Source organism: Streptomyces solicavernae, assembly GCF_029968095.1.
Classification (GTDB): domain Bacteria; phylum Actinomycetota; class Actinomycetes; order Streptomycetales; family Streptomycetaceae; genus Streptomyces; species Streptomyces solicavernae.
This window is the reverse complement of sequence record NZ_JASCIR010000009.1, coordinates 25,671-47,208: the sequence shown is the minus strand read 5'-3', so window position 1 is coordinate 47,208 and position 21,538 is coordinate 25,671. Positions and strand designations below refer to the sequence as shown.

The 21,538-nt window shown below is 73.2% G+C and carries 19 protein-coding genes and 1 riboswitch; of the genes, 8 read left to right on the top strand and 11 right to left on the bottom strand.

Annotation, left to right across the window (positions count from 1 at the left end):
* Nucleotides 1-83: 83 nt before the first annotated feature.
* The 3 genes from QIS99_RS13185 to thiO form a co-directional block, all read right to left on the bottom strand.
* The gene (locus QIS99_RS13185; protein ID WP_282513433.1) at nt 84-878 is read right to left on the bottom strand and encodes a thiazole synthase; all 795 of its coding nucleotides are present in this window, start codon (nt 876-878) and stop codon (nt 84-86) included.
* 3 nt (nt 879-881) lie between these two features.
* Complete coding sequence (gene thiS / locus QIS99_RS13180; protein WP_282513432.1) at nt 882-1,124, bottom strand: sulfur carrier protein ThiS; 243 nt, start codon at nt 1,122-1,124, stop codon at nt 882-884.
* Entirely contained in the window at nt 1,121-2,344 is a 1,224-nt protein-coding gene (gene thiO / locus QIS99_RS13175) for a glycine oxidase ThiO (RefSeq protein WP_282513431.1), read from the bottom strand. The genes thiS and thiO overlap by 4 nt, the downstream gene beginning before the upstream one ends.
* A riboswitch (TPP riboswitch) is annotated at nt 2,342-2,453 on the bottom strand. (Overlaps the previous gene by 3 nt.)
* A gap of 425 nt (nt 2,454-2,878) precedes the next feature.
* Here thiO and QIS99_RS13170 point away from each other — a divergent pair.
* From QIS99_RS13170 to QIS99_RS13150, 5 genes are all read left to right on the top strand, one after another.
* The gene (locus tag QIS99_RS13170; RefSeq protein WP_282513594.1) at nt 2,879-4,042 is read left to right on the top strand and encodes an NAD(P)/FAD-dependent oxidoreductase; all 1,164 of its coding nucleotides are present in this window, start codon (nt 2,879-2,881) and stop codon (nt 4,040-4,042) included.
* Between the two features lie 212 nt (nt 4,043-4,254).
* Nucleotides 4,255-4,620: an Rv2175c family DNA-binding protein gene (locus QIS99_RS13165; RefSeq protein WP_282513430.1), complete on the top strand. Its 366-nt coding sequence runs from the start codon at nt 4,255-4,257 to the stop codon at nt 4,618-4,620.
* Between the two features lie 152 nt (nt 4,621-4,772).
* Complete coding sequence (gene thiE, locus QIS99_RS13160; protein WP_282513429.1) at nt 4,773-5,426, top strand: thiamine phosphate synthase; 654 nt, start codon at nt 4,773-4,775, stop codon at nt 5,424-5,426.
* Nucleotides 5,427-5,623: 197 nt separating this feature from the next.
* The gene (gene metF, locus QIS99_RS13155; RefSeq protein WP_282513428.1) at nt 5,624-6,547 is read left to right on the top strand and encodes a methylenetetrahydrofolate reductase [NAD(P)H]; all 924 of its coding nucleotides are present in this window, start codon (nt 5,624-5,626) and stop codon (nt 6,545-6,547) included.
* Between the two features lie 63 nt (nt 6,548-6,610).
* Nucleotides 6,611-7,666, top strand: coding sequence for a hypothetical protein (locus QIS99_RS13150; protein WP_282513427.1), 1,056 nt, complete (start codon nt 6,611-6,613; stop codon nt 7,664-7,666).
* 73 nt (nt 7,667-7,739) lie between these two features.
* Here QIS99_RS13150 and QIS99_RS13145 read toward each other — a convergent pair whose 3' ends face one another.
* The 5 genes from QIS99_RS13145 to QIS99_RS13125 all read right to left on the bottom strand — a co-directional run bounded on the left by QIS99_RS13145 (nt 7,740) and on the right by QIS99_RS13125 (nt 13,907).
* Nucleotides 7,740-9,221, bottom strand: coding sequence for a phytoene desaturase family protein (locus QIS99_RS13145; RefSeq protein WP_282513426.1), 1,482 nt, complete (start codon nt 9,219-9,221; stop codon nt 7,740-7,742).
* A gap of 64 nt (nt 9,222-9,285) precedes the next feature.
* Nucleotides 9,286-9,900, bottom strand: coding sequence for a DUF4126 domain-containing protein (locus QIS99_RS13140; protein ID WP_282513425.1), 615 nt, complete (start codon nt 9,898-9,900; stop codon nt 9,286-9,288).
* A gap of 371 nt (nt 9,901-10,271) precedes the next feature.
* Nucleotides 10,272-10,886, bottom strand: a complete 615-nt coding sequence (locus QIS99_RS13135; protein ID WP_282513424.1) for a TetR/AcrR family transcriptional regulator — start codon at nt 10,884-10,886, stop codon at nt 10,272-10,274.
* Between the two features lie 65 nt (nt 10,887-10,951).
* On the bottom strand, nt 10,952-13,036 hold the full coding sequence (locus tag QIS99_RS13130; protein ID WP_282513423.1) for a YhgE/Pip domain-containing protein: 2,085 nt from the start codon (nt 13,034-13,036) through the stop codon (nt 10,952-10,954).
* Complete coding sequence (locus QIS99_RS13125) at nt 13,008-13,907, bottom strand: ATP-binding cassette domain-containing protein (RefSeq protein ID WP_282513422.1); 900 nt, start codon at nt 13,905-13,907, stop codon at nt 13,008-13,010. Before QIS99_RS13125 ends, QIS99_RS13130 begins: the two co-directional genes overlap by 29 nt.
* Nucleotides 13,908-14,185: 278 nt before the next feature.
* Here QIS99_RS13125 and QIS99_RS13120 point away from each other — a divergent pair, with 278 nt between their 5' ends.
* The 3 genes from QIS99_RS13120 (at nt 14,186) to QIS99_RS13110 (ending at nt 16,284) form a co-directional block, all read left to right on the top strand.
* A complete protein-coding gene (locus QIS99_RS13120; RefSeq protein WP_282513421.1) occupies nt 14,186-14,755 on the top strand; it encodes an SAV_6107 family HEPN domain-containing protein in 570 nt (189 codons plus the stop codon).
* Nucleotides 14,756-14,856: 101 nt separating this feature from the next.
* Entirely contained in the window at nt 14,857-15,618 is a 762-nt protein-coding gene (locus QIS99_RS13115; RefSeq protein WP_282513420.1) for a methyltransferase, read from the top strand.
* Between the two features lie 264 nt (nt 15,619-15,882).
* Entirely contained in the window at nt 15,883-16,284 is a 402-nt protein-coding gene (locus QIS99_RS13110) for a DUF3040 domain-containing protein (protein WP_282513419.1), read from the top strand.
* A gap of 151 nt (nt 16,285-16,435) precedes the next feature.
* Here the strand turns inward: QIS99_RS13110 and QIS99_RS13105 are convergent, their stop codons facing one another.
* From QIS99_RS13105 to QIS99_RS13095, 3 genes are read right to left on the bottom strand one after another with little or no spacing between them, the layout of a single operon-like run.
* Complete coding sequence (locus QIS99_RS13105; RefSeq protein WP_282513418.1) at nt 16,436-18,877, bottom strand: transglutaminase TgpA family protein; 2,442 nt, start codon at nt 18,875-18,877, stop codon at nt 16,436-16,438.
* On the bottom strand, nt 18,874-20,247 hold the full coding sequence (locus QIS99_RS13100) for a DUF58 domain-containing protein (protein WP_282513417.1): 1,374 nt from the start codon (nt 20,245-20,247) through the stop codon (nt 18,874-18,876). The genes QIS99_RS13105 and QIS99_RS13100 overlap by 4 nt, the downstream gene beginning before the upstream one ends.
* Nucleotides 20,247-21,293 (bottom strand): AAA family ATPase, encoded by a 1,047-nt coding sequence (locus QIS99_RS13095; protein ID WP_282513416.1) that lies wholly within the window; start codon nt 21,291-21,293, stop codon nt 20,247-20,249. Before QIS99_RS13095 ends, QIS99_RS13100 begins: the two co-directional genes overlap by 1 nt.
* Between the last annotated feature and the right edge of the window lie 245 nt (nt 21,294-21,538).

Below are 21,538 nucleotides of genomic sequence, written 5' to 3'. Positions count from 1 at the left end.
CCTGTGGAAAACCGGGGTGCGACTGCAGCGCAGCTGTGACCCGCGGATTTCCGTGGTGACGGGACTGCCCGTGGGACGAAGCGTCAGAAGGCCGGACGTTCCGGGTCGAGTCGGGCCATTCCCTCGGTGGGTGAGGACGCCTCCGCGAAGTGGCGGCGCGGAATGCGTCCCGCGCGGTGCGCGAGCCGGCCCGCCTCGACCGCGTGCCGCATCGCCTCCGCCATCAGCACGGGCTCCTGCGCGCGCGTGACGGCCGAGGCCAGCATCACCGCCGAGCAGCCCAGCTCCATGGCGAGCGCCGCGTCCGACGCCGTACCCGCGCCCGCGTCCAGAATCACCGGCACACGCGCGTGCTCGGCGATCAGCTGGAAGTTGTGCGGGTTGCGGATGCCGAGCCCGGAGCCGATGGGGGAGCCGAGCGGCATGATCGCCGCGCAGCCCACGTCCTGCAGCTTGCGCGCGAGCACCGGGTCGTCGTTGGTGTACGGCAGCACCGTGAAGCCGTCGTCGACCAGCGTCTCGGCCGCCTCCAGGGTCTCGATCGGGTCGGGCAGCAGGGTGCGCTCGTCCGCGATGACCTCCAGCTTGACCAGGTCCGTACCCAGCGCCTCGCGGGCCAGGCGGGCGGTCAGGACGGCCTCGCCCGCGGTGAAACAGCCCGCGGTGTTGGGCAGCACCTGGATGCCGAGCCGGTCCAGGACGGAGAGCACCGAGCCCTTCACGTTCGGGTCGACGCGGCGCATCGCGACGGTGGTCAGCTCGGTGCCGGACGCCATCAGGGACCGTTCGAGCACGTCCAGGCTGGGCGCGCCGCCGGTGCCCATGATGAGCCGCGACGAGTAGCTCGTACCGCCGATGACCAGGGGGTCGTCTGCCATGGTTCAGCCTCCTTGGACGGCGGTGAGGATCTCCACGCGATCCCCTTCGGCCAGTGCGGTGCGCGGCCACTCACCGCGCGGGACGACGGTTTCGTTGACGGCGGCGGCCACCCCCGAGGGGGCGGCGCTGACGGTCGCCACCAGGGCGCCGAGGGTGGTGCCGGGGCAGACGGACCGCTCCTCTCCGTTCACGGACACCCGGGTCGCGGTGCTCGTACGGTCCGTGCCCGTGCTGTCGGCGCTCATACGGTCAGCTCCTCGCGTGCGCCGAAGCGCTGCGGCGTGAACGGGCGTACCGCTTCGGGCAGTTCGCCGGTGGTCAGGACATGCGCCATCGCGTCGCCGGTGACCGGGGTGAGCAGCACGCCGTTGCGGTAGTGGCCGGTGGCCAGGTGCAGGCCGGGCAGGCCGCTCGGGCCGAGCAGCGGCGCGTTGTCGGGGGAGCCGGGGCGCAGGCCCGCGCGGGTCTCGGTGAGCGGCAGCTCGGTGATGCCGGGCACCAGCTCGTGCGCGTCCCGCAGCAGCTCGTACACCCCGCCCGCGGTGACCGTGGTGTCCCAGCCCAGGTCCTCGCTGGTGGCGCCGAGGACCAGCTCGCCGTCGACGCGCGGCACCAGGTACACGGCGCCGCCGCGGACGACCGCGCGCACCGTCCGGCTCAGGAACGGGGCGTACGCCTTCGGCACGGTCAGGCGGAGCACCTGGCCCTTGACCGGGCGGACCGGTGGTACGACCTCCGGGGGCACTCCCTCCAGCTGTCCGCTGAGACTGCCCGCGGCGAGCACCACCTGGTCGGAGGCGAGCGCCGTGCCGTCGGCGAGGACGGCGCCGCGCGCCCGCTCACCCGCCACCGTCAGCCGCTGCGCCCACTGCCGGTGGAACGTCACCCCGGCCCGCTCGCAGGCCGTGACCAGGGCGGCGGCCAGACGGCGCGGGTCGATCTGGTGGTCCCCGTCGACCCGCAGGCCCCCGCGCACGCCCGGCGCGAGCATCGGTTCGAGCCGCCGGCACTCGCGCCCCGAGAGCCACTCGGATTCGAGGCCCGACTCCCGCTGCAGGGCGTGCAGTTCGCGCAGGTGCGCCCGGTCGTCGGCGTCGAGCGCGACGGCGAGGGTGCCACACGCGCGGTAGCCGAGTTCCAGGCCGCTCGCCTCCCGCAGCTCGGCGGCGAAGCCGGGGTAACGGCGGGCGGAGGCGAGGTTGAGGGCGAGGAGTGTCTGCTCGCCGTAGTGGAGTTCGGTGACGGCCGCGAGCATGCCCGCGGCGACCTGCGCCGCGCCGCCGCCGGGCTCGGGGTCGACTACCGCGGTGCGCAGCCCCCGCTGCGCCGCCCGCCAGGCCGTGACCAGGCCGATGATGCCGCCGCCGAGGACGAGCACATCGGATGCGGGTGTGCGTGGATGCGTGCTGCGTGCATGTGCGGTGCCTGGATGCGTGGTGCTGGGATGCACGGTGCGTGGATGCATGGGCGTCCAGCCCCTCCCTTCGCCGGCATGACCCGGATCAGGTTCGTACGGTCGGAGGCGCTGAGCCTCCCTCTCAGCCCGGTGCGTCCGGGCTCCCGCGAGTGGTTACTCCCGCCACCCTAGCTCGCGGCCCGCGCCCGGTTGAAGGGTGCCGACGAGCGGGGCCTGCAGGAGGCCGACGGGGGAGGGTGCACGCGCGGTGGGGTTCGGCACACGCGCGGTGGAGCTTCGGTGGCGTTTCGGCCACACGCGCGGTGGAGCTTCGGTGGCGTTTCGGCCTCACGCGCGGTGCAGCTTCGTGGCGTTTCGGCGACACGCGCGGTGCAGCTTCGGGCACACGCGCGGTGTGGTTTCGGGCACGCGCGCGGTCGGGCCCGGTGTGCAGCAGGTCACGCCGCGAGCTTCGCCGGACCGCTACCTGACTGATCGTCACCTGTTTAAGGTGATCGGGTGAGCGAGCAGCAGAGGCAGAGCGACCCCCAGCCGGGCGAGCGCCCCCAGGAGCAGCACCGCGTGGTGATCGTCGGCGCGGGCATGGCCGGCGTACAGACCGCCGTGGCCCTGCGCGAACAGGGCTTCACCGGTTCCGTCACGCTGATCGGGGCCGAGCCCCACCAGCCGTACGACCGGCCGCCGCTGTCCAAGGCCGTTCTGCTCGGCAAGGCCGAGGGCTCCGCCTTCGACGTCGACTTCGAGGCGCTCGGCGTGGAGCTGCGGCTCGGCGAGGAGATCACCGGGCTGCGCCCCGCCGACCACGAACTGGACGCCGTGCGTGGCCCGATCGGCTACGACACCCTGGTCGTCGCCACCGGAGCCGAGCCCGTCCGGCTGCCCGGCGCCGAAGGGGTGCCCGGCGTGCACCTCCTGCGCACCCTCGACGACGCGGAGCGACTGCGTCCGGTCCTCGCCGAGCAGCATGCCGTCGTGGTCGTCGGCGCGGGCTGGATCGGCGCCGAGTTCACCACCGCCGCGCGTGACGCGGGCTGCCGGGTCACCGTCGTCGAGGCCGCCGAGGGCCCGCTCGCCGGCGCCCTGCCCGCCGAGGTCGCCGCCCCCATGGCCCGCTGGTACGCCGACGCGGGCGCCGAACTCCGTACGCACGCGCGCGTGCAAGGCGTCGAACCGGGCGTCGTCGTCCTCGACGACGGCACCCGGCTGCCCGCCGGCGCCGTCGTCGTCGGCATCGGCGCCCGCCCCGCCACCCGCTGGCTGGCCGGCTCCGGCATCGAGACCGGACCCGACGGCGCGGTGGTCGCGGACGCCTTCCTGCGCACCTCGGCCCCCGACGTGTACGCGGTCGGCGACTGCGCCTCCTTCCCCTCGGCCCGGTACGGCCGCCGCCTCCTCGTGCACCACTGGGACAACGCCCTGCAGGGCCCACGCACGGTCGCGTCGCACATCGTCGGCGCCGAGCCCACGGCGTACGACCCGGTGCCCTACTTCTGGTCCGAGCAGTTCGGCCGCTTCGTGCAGTACGCGGGCGACCACAGCGGGGCCGACCGCACGGTGTGGCGCGGGGACCCGGACGGTCCGGCCTGGTCGGTGTGCTGGCTGCGGGAGGGCGCCCTGGTCGGGCTGCTCGCGGTCGGGCGGCCCCGGGACCTCGCGCAGGGGCGCAAGCTGATCGAGTCCGGGGCTGCTCTGGACGCTGAGCTGGTCGCGGATCCTGCCGTTCCGCTCAAGTCGGCGAAGGTCTGACGGAGGGTCTGGCGAGGCGGTCGCGGTCCCGGGCGGATCCGGGGCCGCGGGGTGTTCCGGGCCGGGGGGTGAGGCTGGCCTGTTCCTGGCCGGGGTGAGGCGGGCCTGTTCCGGGCCGGGGTGAGGCGGTCGCGCCTGGTCGGGCGGCTGTGGGGGGACGTGTCGGCGGCGCCGGGTACCGACTGTCAGTGGGGGATGGCACGCTTGTGCCTGTGACCGAGATTGACGCAAAGACCGATGCTCTCGTCCCTGCCTGGCTCAACCTCCCCGAGATCGCCGAGCTCCTCGGCGTCGAGGTGACACGCGTCCGGCAGCTCGTCAAGGAAGGCCAGCTGATCGCCGTGCGCCGCGGCGAGAACAGGGCGCTGCACGTGCCCGCCGCCTTCATCGACGAGGACAAGGTCGTCAAGGGCCTCACTGGCACCCTGACGCTCCTGCGGGACGACGGCTTCAACGACGAAGAGATGCTGGAGTGGCTCTTCACCCCCGACCCGACCCTGCCGGGCACCCCGGCCCAGGCCCTGAGCGAGAATCGCGGCACGGAAGTGAAGCGCCGCGCCCAGGCGCTCGCCGTCTGATTCGAACCCGGGCGCAGGCCGCCTGAACCGAACGCAGGCACCCGCCGCCTGCACCGAACCCGGGCGCTCGTCGCCCGATCCGACAACCGACGGCGTACGGGCCACGGCACCCGCCCTGGCCCGTACGCCACCAGAACGGGGGGAGTCCTTCCATGTCCCGCGCACCCCGCGAGGCCCTCGCCGACGCCCGGCTGTACCTCTGCACCGACGCCCGCAAGGCCCAGGGCGACCTGCCCGCGTTCCTGGACGCGGTGCTCGCCGGCGGCGTCGACATCGTCCAGCTGCGCGACAAGGGCATGGAGGCCGGCGAGGAGCTGGAGCACCTCCAGGTCTTCGCCGACGCCTGCAAGCGGCACGGCAAGCTGCTCGCGGTGAACGACCGGGCGGACGTCGCCCACGCCATCGGGGCCGACGTCCTGCACCTCGGCCAGGGCGACCTGCCGGTGCCCGCGGCGCGGGCCGTCATCGGCGAGGAGCCGCTCATCGGCCGCTCCACGCACGCCGAGTCCGAGGCCGCCGCGGCCGCCGTCCAGCCCGGCGTGGACTACTTCTGCACCGGCCCCTGCTGGCCCACCCCCACCAAGCCCGGCCGGTACGCACCCGGCCTCGACCTCGTGCGGTACACGGCTGGGCTCGGCACCGAGCGCCCCTGGTTCGCGATCGGCGGGATCGACGCCGGGAACCTGGACGAGATCCTCGAAGCAGGCGCCCGCCGCGTCGTCGTCGTACGCGCGCTCACCGAGGCCGACGACCCGGGCGCCGCCGCAGCCCACTTCGCGAGCAGACTGCGCGAGGCCGCCGGCTGAGACCACGGGCTGCCACGGACTGAGGCCGCGGACTGCGGGCGCGCGCTGAGGCCGCGCGCTGAGGGCGTGGCTGACGGTGATGCGCCATGGCCGAAACAGGCACACAAGTGTCCGAAGGGTGGACGGCAAACGGCTATTGCGGACATATTCCCCTGGTCTGGTTGGGGTGCCGAGAACCCCTGAGTAACCTGCCAGGTATGGCCCTAGGCACTGCTTCCACCCGGACGGACCGCGCACGCACCGTGCGCGACATGCTCGCGACCGGCAAGACCACGTACTCCTTCGAGTTCTTCGCCCCGAAATCCCCCAAGGGCGAGCGGAACCTGTGGAACTCCCTGCGCCGGGTCGAGGCGATGGCTCCCGACTTCATCTCCGTGACCTACGGAGCGGGCGGTTCCACCCGGGCGGGCACCGTGAAGGGCGCGCAGCAGATCGTCGCCGACACCACGCTCACCCCGGTCGCCCACCTCACCGCGGTCAACCACTCCATCGCCGAGCTGCGCAACATCATCGGGCAGTACGCGGACGCGGGGATCAGGAACATCCTCGCGGTCCGCGGCGACCCGCCCGGCGACCCGATGGGCGACTGGGTCGCGCATCCGCAGGGCCTCACCTACGCCGCCGAACTGGTGCAACTGATCAAGAGTTCGGGCAACTTCTGTGTGGGCGTCGCGGCGTTCCCGGAGATGCACCCGCGCTCCGACGACTGGGACGCCGACGTCCGGCACTTCGTCGACAAGTGCCGCGCGGGCGCCGACTACGCCATCACACAGATGTTCTTCGACGCGGACGCGTACCTGCGCCTGCGCGACCGGGTCGCGGCCGCGGGTTGCGAGACCCCGATCATTCCGGAGATCGTGCCGGTCACGAACGTCAAGCAGCTGACCCGGTTCGCCGAACTCAGCAACGCGGTCTTCCCGGAGGATGTGAAAGAGCGCATCCTCGCGGCGCAGGACGATCCGGCGGCTGTACGCTCCATTGGCATCGAGTTCGCGACGGAGTTCAGCGCTCGGCTGCTGTCCGAGGGAGTGCCAGGTCTGCACTTCATCACCATGAACAACTCCGCGGCGACGCTGGAGATCTACGAGAACCTGGGCCTGCACGACCCACAGCAGGCCTGAAACTCAAGGCCGTGGCCCTGCCCGAACCGGGGCGGGGCGGGCGGCCGCAGGAGAGGGACGTACATGGGCTGGACGGTCCTCTACATCGCGTTCGGAATCGTCGCGCTGTGGTTGTTGGGCGAAGTGCTGCTGCAGTACAAGGCGCGGCTGCGCTGGCGGCTGCTCGCCTTCGTCGGCTTCCTCGGCGTGGTCGTCGGCGTGCTGCTGCCGTCGATCTGGGTCATCGGGGCCGGCGCCGCCACGTTCGCCGTCGGTCAGACCTATGTGACGCTCTCGTTCCGCCGCGGCTTCTCCACGGGCTGGGCGATCGGCGGCAGCCCCGGCGCGAGCCGCCGCCGCAAGACCGAGGGCCTCGACGCCCAGGACCCGACCCTGGAGGTCTCGGACCTGGAGTACGACCCGGCGTACGCCTCGGACCGGAACCAGCCGTTCGCCGCCGCCCCGGACGCGACCCAGCCCTTCGCCGCCGCCCCGGACCAGGCCCAGCCCTTCGCCGCCGCCCCGGACGAGCCCCAGCCCTTCGCCGCCGCCCCGCTCCAGGACTTCCCGCCCGGGCCGCCGGACGCCCAGGCTCCGGAACCGCCGCAGCAGTCCCCGGTGTACAACCCGGAGCCGCTCCCGGACGAGACCGGGCAGTACGGCGTCTACCAGGACTCGGCCTTCCCACCCCCGCCCGCCGCGGCCCCGGCCGGCGGGGGCGCGGCCGGCTTCGGCTACGACGCGTACGGCACGGGTGGCTACAACCAGCACGACCAGCACGACCAGCACGACCAGCACGACCAGCACGACCAGCACGACCAGCAGAGCTACGCCTACGGCAACCAGCAGCAGTACGCGGCCTACTCGGACCCGTACATCGGCAGCCAGAGCGGCTACGCCGAGTACGACACCTACGGCGGCCAGCAGGGGCAGGCGGGTTACGACCCCGCCTACCAGGACCCGTACGCGGCGGCCTATCCGTCCGACACCCCGCCCGGCGGTGTCTGGGTGCCGCAGCAGCGCACCGGCGACGAGCTGCAGGGCGGCGCCGACCTGCCGCCCGAGCAGCCCTACCCGTACCAGGGCCAGGGCGGCTACGACACGGGTTACGGCGAGCAGCAGCAGCCGTACCGCTACTGAGCACCGGGCCGCCGCGGCCGTCGGCGGCGCGTGGCCGTCAACTCGGCTCCGCAGGGCCAAAGTTCCGCATCGCTCACTGAGAGCCGCGGAACTCCGGCCCTTCGACGATCAGGCCGGCGACCAGCGCCCCGGACATTCCGGAGTGCGGCAGTCCGCCGCCGGGGTGGGCCGAGCCGCCGACCAGGTGGAGCCCCGCCAGCCGCGTCGCGTTGGACGGGTACAGGAACCGCTCGCCGGCGCCTGCGAGGGCGGGGGGCGCGGCGCTCGCGGGCGGGCCGTCCGGCAGCTCGCGCCAGATGATCCGCTCCCGCAGACCCGGTATCGCCGACTCGGCGGCCGACACCAACTGGTCCGCGTACGCCTGCGTCCCGGCCGGGTCGGCGAGGACCTGCCGCGACGGGGCCACCGCGGAGAGCACCACTGACTCGTGCTCGGCGTCGGGCGTCAGCGCCGGGTCGCCCGGGCGCAGCACCGTGACCGTCGGCCGCACCCCGGCGGCCGGGCCGGAGGCCAGGGCGTCCAATTCGGCCTTGCGGCCGGCCGGGTGCACCACCGTGCGGTGCACCGCACCGGCCTCCCGGGCGCCGCGCAGCGCGAGCAGGACCGTGAAGCGGGCGCCGCTGCGCTCCGCGCCCTCGGCCGGCTGCACATCCCCTTCGGCCTGGAGGCGGTGGGCGGTCAGCTGCTGCAGCCGCAGCGGGTCGATGCCCGCCACCACGTGGTCCGCCTCGACGCGGGTGCCGTCGGCCAGCTCCACGCCCGCCGCGCGGCCGTCCTTCTCGACGACCGAGACGACCTCCGCGCCGAAGCTGAACTCCACCCTCCGCGCGCGGCACCGTTCGTACACCGCGCGCGCCAACTCCCTTATGCCACCGCGGACATACCAGGTGCCGAAGGCCTGCTCCAGGTACGGCAGGACGGCCGCGCTCGCCGGAGTCGTACGCGGGTCGAGGCCGTGGGCCAGGAGGGAGCTCTCGACCAGGGCGACCAGATGCGGCTCTGCGAGCTCGCGGCGGGTCACCTCGGCGAAGGTGGGCGGTCTGCGCCGCAGCAGTCCGCTCCTGCGCACCGCGGGGTACGGATCGCGCTCGGCGAGCACCTCCCAGTTCGGCCACAACGGCTCCTCCAGGAGGGGGCGGCGGCAGCGGTCCCAGGTGTCGCGCGCGCGGTTGAGGAACGCGCCCCAGCGCTCGCCTGCCGGGGCGCCGAACGCCGCGTCCAGCGCCTCGACTACGCCCGCGCGGGAGACGTTCGGCAGCGCGACGGACGTGCCGTCCGCGAAGACGTGCCGCACGGCCGGGTCGACCTGGACGAGCTCGACGCACTCCTCCAGGGGCTGCTTGCCGGTCTTCACGAACAGGTCGCGGTAGACCGCGGGGAGCGGGAGCAGGCCGGGGCCCGTGTCGAACGCGAAACCGTCGCGCGCGAAGCGGCGGACCCCGCCGCCGTACGTCTCGGTCCGCTCGAACACCGCCACCCGGTGGCCTGCCACGGCCAGCCGGGCAGCGGCCGCCATCGCGCCCATGCCGGCGCCGATCACCGCAATCCGTGCCATGCCAGGGACTTTAGCGGCCGCCACTGACAACGCCCGGCCGCCGGAGGCGCGGCCCTCGGCGGGGTCAGCCGGGTGGTGCGCCCATGCGTTCCACGAGGCGCTTCTCCTCGCGGAGCTGGGCCCTGCGGCGCAGGAAGCGGCGGATCCGGTGGGCGATGAAGATCAGCAGGACAAGGCCGATGAGCAGCAGCGCCGCCGCGGTGATCGCGGCCGCCTCCGGATGGAACATCGCGAACGAGACGAGACCGCCTACGCCCAGGTCCTCGGCCACGCTGACCATGAAGTTGCTGGCGGGCTCGGGGGAGGTGTTGATCGCCATGCGCGTGCCGGCCTTCACGCAATGGCTCGCCAGCGCGGTCGAGCCGCCGACCGCTCCCGCCGCCAGATCGCTGAGCGAGCCGCTCTGGCCCGCGAGCAGGGCCCCGACCACGGCGCCGGACACCGGCCGGATCACGGTGTGCACCGCGTCCCAGGCCGAGTCGACGTACGGGATCTTGTCGGCCACCGCCTCGCAGAGGAAGAGCACGCCGGCGACGCACAGCACGTCGGTGCGCTGCAGCGCCTCGGGCACGTCGTCGGTCAGGCCGGTCGCACCGAAGACGCCGAGCAGGAGCACCACCGCGTAGGCGTTGATGCCGCTGGCCCAGCCGCTCGTGAAGACGAGGGGGAGTACGGACACGGACGCGATCGTAACCAGTGCGGCGCTCCGCGAGTTGGGGACGAGCACTCAGGTCTGAGTATCCGTACTCAGGCGTCGAGATGAGTAGTTGCGCGGATGGGCCCCGGCCTGCGCAGACGGAAGAGTAGGGGGCACGGAAGGGGCGCAGCGCCGGCACCGCCGACACGGGGCGGCGGAACGGCGCGGCACCCCGGACGTGAACGGGGGAGGGCACGGGGGACGACACGGGGGGCGCGTCGGCTCCGTGAGGCTCGGGGGGATCGAGCCTCACGGAGCCGACGCTTTCGTGTGTCCGCGCGTGCGCCGGATTTCGCGTTCGGCGTCCGCGCGTGTGCGGGATTTCGCTGCGGGATTTCGCTGCGAAACCCTCGCTACGCGCGCGTGCCGCTGACCCTGCCCTGGAGGAGGCGGGACAGCGCCGAGTGGACGTCGTCGATCGTCCGCTCCGGCTGGAACGCCTGCCAGTCCAGGGCGGCGACCAGGACCATGCCCACCAGTGCCGCCGCGGTGAGCGGGACGTCGATCTCCGAGCTCAGCTCACCGTTCTCGACGCCTTCCCGCAGTACGTCCTCGACCACCGCGACGGCCTGCTGCCTGACCACCATCAAGGTGGACTGCCAGGCCCTGTTGGTGCGCCACAGTTCGGCGACGTACAGCTGCGTGAACGCCGGATAGGTGTCGATGAAGACGAGCCCCGCGCGGATCATGCGGTCCAGGGCGTCCACCTTGCTGCCACCCTCCGCGGCGGCGCGCTCGGCGGCGTCCCGGAGCGAGGCGGTGAGCAGGCCCACGCCGTGCCGCAGCAGCTCCTCGAAGAGCTCGGCCTTGCTGGCGAAGTTGTAGTAGACCGTGCCCTTGGCCACCCCGGCCCGCTCCGCGATCTCGTCGACCGTGGTCGCGGAGAAGCCCTTCTCGGCGATGAGCGTGACGGCCGCTTCGTAGAGCTTGGCCCGGGTGGCTTGGCGCCGCGTGCTGCTGCTTTCCATGGTCCTGATTCTCACAGGTCGGGTTCGGCTCGCTGTGCTCACAGGTCGGGTTCGGCTCGCCGCGCTCACAGGCTCAGTTCCGGGTGCAGCCGGTCCAGGGTCCACACCTGCTTGCGCCGCGCGGACAGCGCGGTGAGGGCGAGCGCCCCGAGGGTGAAGGCGAGCAGCACCGCGCAGGCCTGCCACACCGGCCCCAGGCCGCCGCCGCTGATCAGCCTGCGCAGCGACTCCACGACGTAACTCATCGGCAGGAAGGGGTGGATGGCGTTGAAGAAGGCCGGGCTGGTCTGCACCGGATAGGTGCCGCCCGCCGACGTCAGCTGCAGCATCAGGACCGCGAGGACCAGGATCCGCCCCGCCGCCCCGAACCGGGCGTTCAGCCACTGCACGATCGCCGCGAAGCACCCGGTGACCAGGAGCAGGAAGCCGACCGTGCCCGCCGCCCGCGCCATCTCCAGGCCGAGCCCCCAGTGCAGCACCGACATCAGGGCGGCCGTCTGCAGCGCCCCGAGCGCCGCCACCGGCAGCCAGCCCGCGAGCGCGATCCGCCAGGCCGAGGCACCGGCCGCGAGCGCCCGCCGGTTCATCGGCTGGATCAGCATGTACGCGACCATCGCGCCGACCCACAACGACAGCGGGATGAAGTACGGGGCGAAACCGGTGCCGTAGTTGGGCGCCTTGTGCAGCGACTGGGAGGCGAGCTGGACGGGGTCGGCCATCACCTCGGTGCGCGCGTCCCGGTCCTCCTCGTCGTAGTCCGGGATCTTGGCGACGCCGTCGTGCAGGCCGCCCGCGAGGTCGCCCGAACCGTCGACGAGCTTGAACATGCCTCCGTTGAGGTCGTTCGCACCCGTCTTGAGGCGGCCCACGCCGCTGTCCAGGTCGACGGCGCCGGACTTGGCGGTGCCGAGGCCGGTGTGCAGCCTGACCGCACCCTTGGCGACCTTCTTGGCGCCGCTGTTCAGCTTGTTGATCTTGGCGACCGCGTCGTCCAGGTCCTCGTCCAGGTGCGGCGCCCGCTCGGCCAGGTCGTCGGCCTGCTTCTGCAGCTTCGCCAGGTGACCGTCGAGCTTGGCGATGTCGCCGTCGTAGTCCTTGACGACCCGGTCGAGGTCGCCTGCGATGCGGGCCGTGGTGGCCGCCGCGTCCTTGGCGTCCTTGAGGGCCGGGCAGTGCGGGCCGGGCAGGGTCGCGTTCTCGCAGAGCGAGGCGTACACCGTGTCGAGCCGCTCGGACGCCTTGCGGGACTCCGTGGCCGCGCCCGGGGCCGCAGCCGCGAGGTCGTCCAGGTGACGGCGGACGACCGCGGCCGAATCCGATACGAGACGTGCCGTATCGCCGATGGTCCGACCGTTGTCCTTGAGGAACGGCCGCACCTTGGCCGCGCCCGCGTTCACCTTGTCGGCGAGCGCCTGCGTGCCCGCTGCCACCTGGCCCGCGCCGCGCTCCAGTTCACCGGCGCCCTTGTCGAGGCGCTTGATCCCGCCGGACAGTTCGGTGCTGCCGTCCTTGGCGTCCTTGAGGCCGTCCGCGAGCTGCTTCGCGCCCTTCTTGGCCTTCCCCGCACCCTCCTTGAGCTTGTCCGCGCCCTCCGCGGCCTTTTTGGTCTTGCCGTGGATGTCGGAGAACGAGATGAAGATCTTGTCGAGGAAGGTGCGCGAGGCATCCGTGGAGGCCGCGGTGCGCACCTCGGCGAACACCGTCCGCGAGATCTGCCCGACGATGTAGTTGTTGGCGTCGTTCGTCCGCACCTGCAGCGCGCTGGTCTCCGGCGCGTCCCCCGAGCTGGACGCGATGCGCTCGCTGAAGTCCTTCGGCATGGTCAGGGACAGGTAGTACGTGCCGTCCTCGACGCCCTTGCGGGCCTCGTCTGCGCTCACCTCGTGCCACTGGAAGGTGTCGCTTTCGTGCAGCCCCTCGGTGATCGAGTCGCCCGCGGAGATCTTCTTGCCGTCCGCGATCGCGCCCTCGTCGTCGTTGACCAGCGCCACCGGGATCCGGTCCAGGCGGCTGTACGGGTCCCAGAACGACCACAAGTAGAGCGCTCCGTACAGCAGCGGAAGCAGCAGCAGGGCAACCAGCGCCGCGCGTGGCAGCTTTCCCCTGCCGAAGCGCCTCAGCTCAAGCGCGGCCAGTCTCGGCGAACGCATCCGCCGCCCCCTTCGTCTCGTCCGTCTCGTCTGTCTCGTCTGTCTCGTCTGTCTCGGCGTCCGTTTCCGATTCCTCGTCGTCCGCTTCCGCTTCCGCGCGGTCCACTTCGGTGGCGAAGGCCTCGGCCTCGGTCTCGTCCTCGGTCTCGTCCTCGTCGTCGCCCGCGGAAGCCGTGGACACCACAACCGCACCCTCGGGCGCCTCGCTGCACACCGCGACGACCGTGGTGCCGGACTCGGCGACCGACCGCAGCAGGTCCCAGGCCTCGGCCCGTTCGGCGTCGGACAGCTTCAGGTCCACGTCGTCCACCCCGAGCAGCCGCGGTTCCCCGATCAGCGCGAGCGCCACGGAGAGCCGCAGCTCCTCCAGCCGCTCCAGGTCGCGTACGGAGGTACGGGGGCCCTTGGGCAGCGACTCCAGGTCGAGCCCGGCCGCCGCAAGGGCATGGTCGACATGTCGTCTCATCGATGCCCGGCGCTCGGACCGCGGCCGCAGCAGCGAGCGCAGCGAGCCGCCGAACCGCCGCTGGAGCAGGGCGCGTTCATGGATCTGCTCGCGCACGGTCAGCGCCGGGTCGAGGTCGGTCACCCCCGGTGCCGGACCGAGCGCGCTGACTCCCCGTACGGCCGCCATCTGCTTGGGCAGGCGCATCCGCCCGATCGTCGCGCGCCCCTCCGTGGGCCGCATCCGCCCGGTGAGGGCGAGCAGCAGGCAGGTGCGGCCGGAGCCGGACGGGCCCTCGACGGCGATCAGGGCGCCGGGCTCCGCGTCGATCCGGACACCGCGGAACGCCCAGCCGCGCGGGCCTCTCAGGCCGAAGTCCTCGGCCGTGACGGATATGCCGCGGGGTGCCCCGTGTGGGCTCTCCACAGACCTTCCCCCTCGTGAACTCTCTGGCGAACTTCGCAGGCGAACTTCGCAGGCGAACTTCGCAGACGAACGTCTCTGACGCTCTTTTGAACTGACTGGTCAGTGCAGAACAGTATGCAGGGTCCGCCCGCAAGCGTGGCGGCCGCCCCTCCCCAACTCCCGTACCCGAACCCCCGGTCGAGCCGAAATCGCAGGTCAGAGCCGATTGTCAGTGGCGTACCTCACGATGGGGTCATACGGCTCCTCATGCGCCGTCATACGACGACAGGAGGTTCGTCATGGCCAGTTCTTCCGCAGCCGCCGCACGCCGGCGTCGCGCCACCGCCGGCCCTGCCCCCTCACTGAACGGTCCGGCGAGCGACATCCACCCCGTGCTGCGCCGGGCGACGGCCCCGCCGGCCGCACTCGACCTGCTGGGCCAGGCCCGCACCGGGCTCGACGACGCGGTCACCCTGGAAACCCCCAATGAGCGCTACGCAGCCGCCCACCTCGCCGCCCTGCGCACCGCCGCCGCCGTCCTCGCGGCCCGCGGCCGCCCCGAGACCGACCCGCGCAAGCGCCGGCGCATCAGGAGCGCCTGGGAAGTGCTCCCCGAAATAGCGCCCGAACTCACCGAGTGGAGCGCCCTGTTCGCCTCCGGCGCCCGCCGCCGGGCCCGCGCCGAGGCGGGCATCCAGGGCGCCGCGACCACCCGCGACGCCGACGACCTGCTGCGCGACGTGGCCATGTTCCTGCGCCTCGTCGAACGCATGCTGGTCCTCCAGCCGGCCCTGCCCCAGCCACGCCAGGACCGTCCGGCGGCGGAGCCGTCCCAGGCGGATGACAGGAGACCGGTCAGGAGGCAATAGGGTGGGACCACCTGCGCTTTGCGTACCACGCGAGGCCGGGTGATTCACCCCATCGCTCCGCCGACAAAGAGGCGGTGCCGCGCGCCGAGGAGTCAACTGCCGTGTCGGACCCGATGCGCCCCCGCGCTTCTCTCCGTACCGCCGTGGTCTGGGAGGTCCTGAAGGACGCCCTGGACCGTCAGGCCAAGGCGACGGGACGCGCTTCGCTCGACGTCCTGGACACCGGCGGCGGCAGCGGCAACTTCGCGGTGCCCGTGGCCCGCCTCGGGCACCGCGTCACCGTCGTCGACCCCAGCCCCAACGCCCTGTTCGCCCTGGAGCGCAGGGCCGCCGAGGCCGGTGTCGCCGACCAGGTCCGCGGCGTCCAGGGCGACGCCCACGGCCTGTTCGACGTGGTCGGCCGCGGCGAGTACGACGTGGTGCTGTGCCACGGCGTCCTGGAGTACGTGGACGACGCGGCCGAAGGCGTGCGCAACGTCGTCGGCGCCCTGCGCGAGACCGGCGCGCTCAGCCTGCTCGCCGCGGGCCTCGGCGGCGCCGTGCTCGCCCGGGCCCTCGCCGGCCACTTCACCGAGGCCCACGAGGCGCTCACCGACCCGGACGGCCGCTGGGGCGAGGGCGACCCGGTGCCGCGCCGCTTCACCGCGGAGCAGCTCACCGGCCTCGTCACCGACTGCGGCCTGCGCATCGGCGCGGTGCACGGCGTACGGGTCTTCGCGGACCTCGTCCCCGGCGTGCTCGTCGACACCGAGCCGGGGGCGCTCGACGCCCTCCTCAAGCTTGAGGCCGCCGCCGCGGAACAGCCCGCGTTTCACTCGGTGGCCACGCAGCTGCACGTGCTCGCCGAGAAGGCCGCCGCATGACGCGCGGCGCTGATCAGCACCGCAGCCGCAGATGGAGTACGCCACAGGACCCCCGATCGGGCGCTTCGCCCCGTATGATCGAGGGAGACCGTCCGGCATGACGGATCGGCCGCTGGGGAATGCCTGCTTCAGCACGGCCGGACCTCCCATGACGGGCCCGGAAGGCGAATTGGCGTAGAGGGGCGGGTTTCACGGGGGCGATTCCCTGCCTATCCTGAAGGGGACCCCCGGTCGCCCCGGCGACTGCACGATGAGGAGGACTCCGTGCCGCTCTCGGAGCACGAGCAGCGAATGCTCGAGCAAATGGAGCGAGCGCTGTACGCCGAAGATCCCAAGTTCGCGACAGCGCTTGAGGGAAGCGGGCTGCGTACACACACCCGTCGACGGGTCTACCAGGCTGTTGCCGGCTTCCTGGTGGGTATCGCGCTCCTCATGACCGGCATGGTCGCGCAGCAGATCTGGATCAGCGTCGTGGGCTTCCTCGTGATGCTCGGCTGCGCCGTTCTCGCTGTCACCGGTTGGCGCAAGGCGCCCAAGCCAGGGGAGCAGGCCGCTCCCGGTGAGGCGCCCGGCCAGACCACTCGCCGCCAGGGCAAACAGCGCCGCTCGATGATGGACCGGATCGAGCAGCGATGGCAGCGTCGTCGAGACGAAGAGGGCCGCTGAGTCCGCGCTGAACAGCTTGGCTGAAGGGGTGCACGCCTGGGCGCGCACCCCTTTCGCATGCCTGTTCCACATGCCCGCGCTTGCCAGGACCGGCCCCCCCGGATGCCCCAGCTCGCCGGGACTCTCGCGCGCCCGGCCGTTGCCGGGGCGATCAGCCCTGCCGGTGTCCCGGTCGGCGTACCGCCGCTGACCAGCGGTCCAGGCGGCTCTCGCCCCGGCCGTTCACCAGCAGACGCCGGGTCAGCGCCCGCCGACGGGCACTGAACGCCCAGGCCACACGGACAGCCGAACGCGGCGCGAGCACCGCCCGGGCCCGGCTCGCGCGGCTCAGGCCCGTACGCAGCCCCGCCCGCAGCCGCTGCACGTCCTCGGCCAGGCCCGCCGCCGGACGCGGGTGCGGCGCGTACAGCACCTGCTCCACCGCCGAGGCCACCCGCAGGGCCGACTCCGCCGCCGGCTCACCCCCCAGATGCCCGACGCGGACGATGCGCTCCGCCGCCTTGCGCGGCGTCAGCGACTCGTCCGGCAGGATGCCGTAGTCCCAGGCCAGGTCCGTGACCTCGCGCCAGACCGCCAGCGTCCGCGCCGCCGCGTCCGCCCCCGTACGACCCCGGGCGCCTAGCCGCACCGCGCGCACCCGGGTCCGCCACAGCCACGGCAGCAGCGGCAGCGCCACAAGCAGCAGCGCACCGACCGACACCGCCACGACCGACCACACCGGCGTGCCGTCGGCGCCGCCGTCCGCACCGCCCTGGGCCTGCGCCGCCCCGCACTCGCCGAGCAGCCGCTGGTCCCGGCCACAGCCCTCCGACGGCGCCGACGACGGGTCCTCGGACGGCGTGTCCGAGGCCGAAGGCGCCGGCGCCGCACTGTCGCTCGCCTCCGGCGCGGGCACGTCCTGCCGGGTGTAATCGGGCGTCGAACCGCGCGTCGGCGTCGGCTCGAAACGGGTCCAGCCGACCCCCTCGAAATACAGCTCGGGCCAGGCGTGCGCATCGCGCAGGCCGACCGACATCGTGCCGTCGGACTGCGGAGCGCCCGGAGTGAAGCCGACCGCCACGCGGGCCGGTATGCCGAGCGTGCGGGCCATCGCCGCCATCGAGAAGGAGAAGTGGACGCAGAAGCCCTCCTTCTGCTTCAGGAACCGGCTGATCGCCGCCACCCCGCTGCCCGCCTGCACCTCCGTGTCGTACGTGAAGCCGCCCTCGGTCGTGAACCAGTCCTGGAGCTTCACCGCGCGCTCGTAGTCGTTGGACGAGCCCCGCGTCACCTTCCGCGCCGTCGCGTACACGTCCGCGGGCAGCGAGTCCGGTACGGAGGTGAACTCGCGCGCGAGCGTCGCGTCCGGCGCCGGAGCCTCGGCCAGCTGCTCGGCGGTGGGCTGCACGACGAGGCTCCTCACCTCGTACTGCCTGCCGCCGGTGTTCTGGCCGCGGTCGCCGACGAGGGTGCGGCCCACCGGCTCGTACCGCCAGCGGCCCTCGATGCTGACCTGCGTGGCCGGGAAGGGCATCGGCAGCCAGTTCTGCTGGTACCAGTCCGCCGCCGAGATGTTCGTCTGCACCTCGGTCGTGCGCACCTCCGAGCTGAGGCCGCCGGGGACCGGGAGGCGGTTCGGCACATCCGTGATGGCGCGCTCGGCCGGCTTCCAGGACCTCCCGTCGAACTGGTCGAGGGCCACGATCCGCAGATACATGTCCTGCGTCTGCTCGGAGTTGGTGCGGTACGAGATGACCTCGCGGTCGGTCGGCTGGTTCAGGCTGTTCTGCAGCGAGACCAGCGGGTTCACCGCGGAGATCGTGCCGCCGCCGGGGCCGGTGCCGCCACCGCCGCGCGCCGGGTCGAACAGGCCGCCGTCCAGGGCCGGCAGGGCCGCGGGCACCAGCAGGGCGACGCCGAGGGCGACCACACCGATGCGCCGGCCCGTACGGACCGGGGCCACCGCGCCCGTGCCGCTCGGCTCCAGGCCGGAGGTTAGGCCGCCCGGCCTGCGGGCGGCGCCGCCGAACACCCGGCCCCACGCGGAGAGCCGGTCCCGGCCCTCCGCCAGGAGCAGCAGCAGATAGCCCGCGGCGGCCAGGACGAACCACACCCAGCCCGCCCCGCCGTCCGACAGCCCCGCCGCGACCGAGTACAGCGCGAGCAGCGGCAGCCCGGCCGGGGCCGCACTGCGGAACGTCACCGCGAGCGCGTCCACCGCGAGGCCGATCACCAGGACCCCGCCGACCAGCATCAGCCGGATGCCGTCGGAGAGCGGCGCCGGGATCGCGTACTGCCCCACGTCCTGGGCTCCGGCCTGCAGCAGCGCGGCGAAACGGCCGAAGGCGTCCGGGCCGGGCAGGAACCCGGCGATCGCATAACCGCTCGCGAAGACCAGCGTGAGCAGCAGCAGCGTCACCACGGCCTGGGCGAGCACGGTCAGCGGCCGGGCCAGCGGGACCCGGCGGGCGAGCGCGCCCGTGCCCGACTGCAGGGCGAGCAGGACCGCCGCCTGCACGATCCAGGCGATCGAATTGACCAGCGGCAGCAGCGCGCAGGCCGCGAGCAGCGTGGCCGCCGTGGCGCACAGGACGAGACGGGTGCGCCCGCTCATGACCAGCCTCCCGGAGTCGTGCCCGCGACGGAGCCCGCGCCCGCGCTGTGCCGGTCCGCCTCGCGCCACAGCTGCGCCAGGTCCGCGCCGGGCGGCACCCCGATCGCCGTCCAGCCCGCCTCGCGCAACTGCCGCAGCCGCTCCTCGAACGGGCCGGACGGACCGCCGCCCGGTGTGCGCGTCCACGCCCGGCCGTCCAGGACGAACGCGACGGCCCCGCCGCTGCGCTGCCGCATCCGCGCGGCCACGGCGGCCTGCGCCGCGTCCAGGTCGCCGAGGAAGGCGACGAGCAGGCCCTCGTTCCCGCCGCGCAGCACCTCGTACGCGCGCGACAGGTCCGTGCCGTCCGAGTGGTCGACCACCGCGAGGGTGTCCATCATCAGCCCGGCCGCGTCGGCCGACTCCAGGCCGGGGCCCGCGAAGCCGTCGGGGCCCTCGCCCGGCACGGACGCGCCGGTGTCGGTCAACAGGCGGACGCCGTAGCCGCGTTCGAGCATGTGCACCACGGCGGAGGCCGTGCCGGAGACCGCCCACTCGAAGGGCGAGTCGGGTCCGGCGCCCTCGTGGGCCGCGCGGCGGGTGTCGAGCAGCACCGTGCAGCGGGCGCGCTGCGGCTGCTCCTCGCGGCGCACCATCAGCTCGCCGTACCGCGCGGTGGAGCGCCAGTGGACGCGGCGCAGGTCGTCGCCGTACCGGTACCCGCGCGGGATCACGTCGTCCTCGCCGGCGAGGGCGAGCGCGCGCTGGCGGCCGTCGCCGTACCCGGCGGCCTCGCCGGAGAGGCGGACCGCGGGCAGCGGCGTCACGCGCGGGACGACCGTCAGGGTGTCGTACGCGCTGAAGGAGCGGGTCAGCTCGCACATGCCGAACGGGTCGGACAGGCGCAGCTGCAGCGGCCCAAGCGGGTAGCGTCCGCGCAGGTCGGAGCGGACGCGGTAGGACACCTCGCGGCGGCCGCCCGCCTCCACCCGGTCGAGCACGAACCGGGGCCGCGGGCCGAGCACATAGGGCACCCGGTCCTGCAGCATCAGGAGTCCGGTGGGCAGCCGCGACACGTTGTCCATGCGCAGGTGCACTCGGGACTCGGAGCCCGCGGGCACGCGCGCGGGCGTCAGGCGGCGCGAGCCCGCGACGCGATAGCGCGTGCGGTACAGCACCAGCGTGCAGAGCAGCGGCAGCACGGCGAGCAGCAGCCCGACGCGCAGCAGGTCGCCCTGGCCCAGGACGTACGCACACGCCGCCGCGGCGATGCCGGCGGCGAGGAAGGAGCGGCCGCGGGTGGTCAGCCCGGCGAACGCGGTGCGCAGGCTGCCCCGGTCGTCGTCCGCGTCCGCCTGACCGGTCTGCGGCGGCGGCCCCCCGACCGCCATCACAGCCTCCGGGCGCCGGGCGGCTGCCGGCCGTAGGCGTTGGCACCCGGCAGCTGGCCCGGGTACCCGGAGGCCGGTGCGGGGGCGGCGGGCACCGGCGTGCGCTGCAGGATCTCCAGGACGACCTGCTCGGCCGTACGGCGGTTCAACTGGGCCTGGGCCGTGGGCAGCAGGCGGTGGGCGAGGACGGGGACGGCGAGCGACTGGACGTCGTCCGGCAGCGCGAACTCCCGGCCGTTCAGGGCGGCGGCGGCCTTCGCGGCGCGCAACAGGTGCAGGGTGGCGCGCGGCGATGCGCCGAGCCGCAGGTCGGGGTGCGTACGCGTCGCGGCGACCAGGTCGACCGCGTAACGCCGCACCGGCTCCGCGACGTGGACCGTGCGCACCGCCTCGATCAGCTTGACGATGTCGTGGGCGTGCGCCACCGGCTGCAGGTCGTCCAGGGGCGAGACCGCACCGTGCACGTCGAGCATCTGCAGCTCGGCCTCGGCGCTCGGGTACCCGATGGAGACGCGGGCCATGAAGCGGTCCCGCTGGGCCTCGGGGAGGGGGTACGTGCCCTCCATCTCGACCGGGTTCTGCGTGGCCACGACCATGAACGGGTCGGGCAGCTCGTAGCTCTTCCCGTCGATCGTGACCTGGCGCTCCTCCATGGACTCCAGGAGCGCGGACTGGGTCTTGGGGGAGGCGCGGTTGATCTCGTCGCCGATGACGATCTGGGCGAAGATCGCGCCCGGCTTGAACTCGAAGTCCCGCTCCTGCTGGTCGAAGATCGACACCCCGGTGATGTCCGAGGGCAGCAGGTCCGGCGTGAACTGGATGCGGCGCACCGAGCAGTCGATGGACCGCGCGAGGGTCTTGGCGAGCATGGTCTTGCCCACGCCGGGGACGTCCTCGATCAGGAGGTGCCCCTCGGCGAGGAGCACGGTCAGCGAGAGCCGTACGACCTCCGGCTTGCCCTCGATCACACCCTCCACCGACCTGCGGACCCGCTCCGCGGTCGTGGTCAGGTCAGTGAGGCTCGCTCGATCTTCATAGGTCGTCACCCGGCCCTCCTCGGCCCGTTCTCAAGGCCGGTGTCTCGGTGCGACACGGCCCTCCCCGAATCACGGCACCGCTCGCGGAAGCGTCCGCGGGATGCCACACACGCATTCTTGTTGCCGTTACCGGGTCGTGTCACTTGCCTGTGGATAACTGGCGGCGATATGTCGGGCCTTGCGGCCTTTTGGGATATGAGTACGGCTGATTTCTCTCTGGACCTGCCCGGAACGCAGCGCTCCGCCGGGCCTGG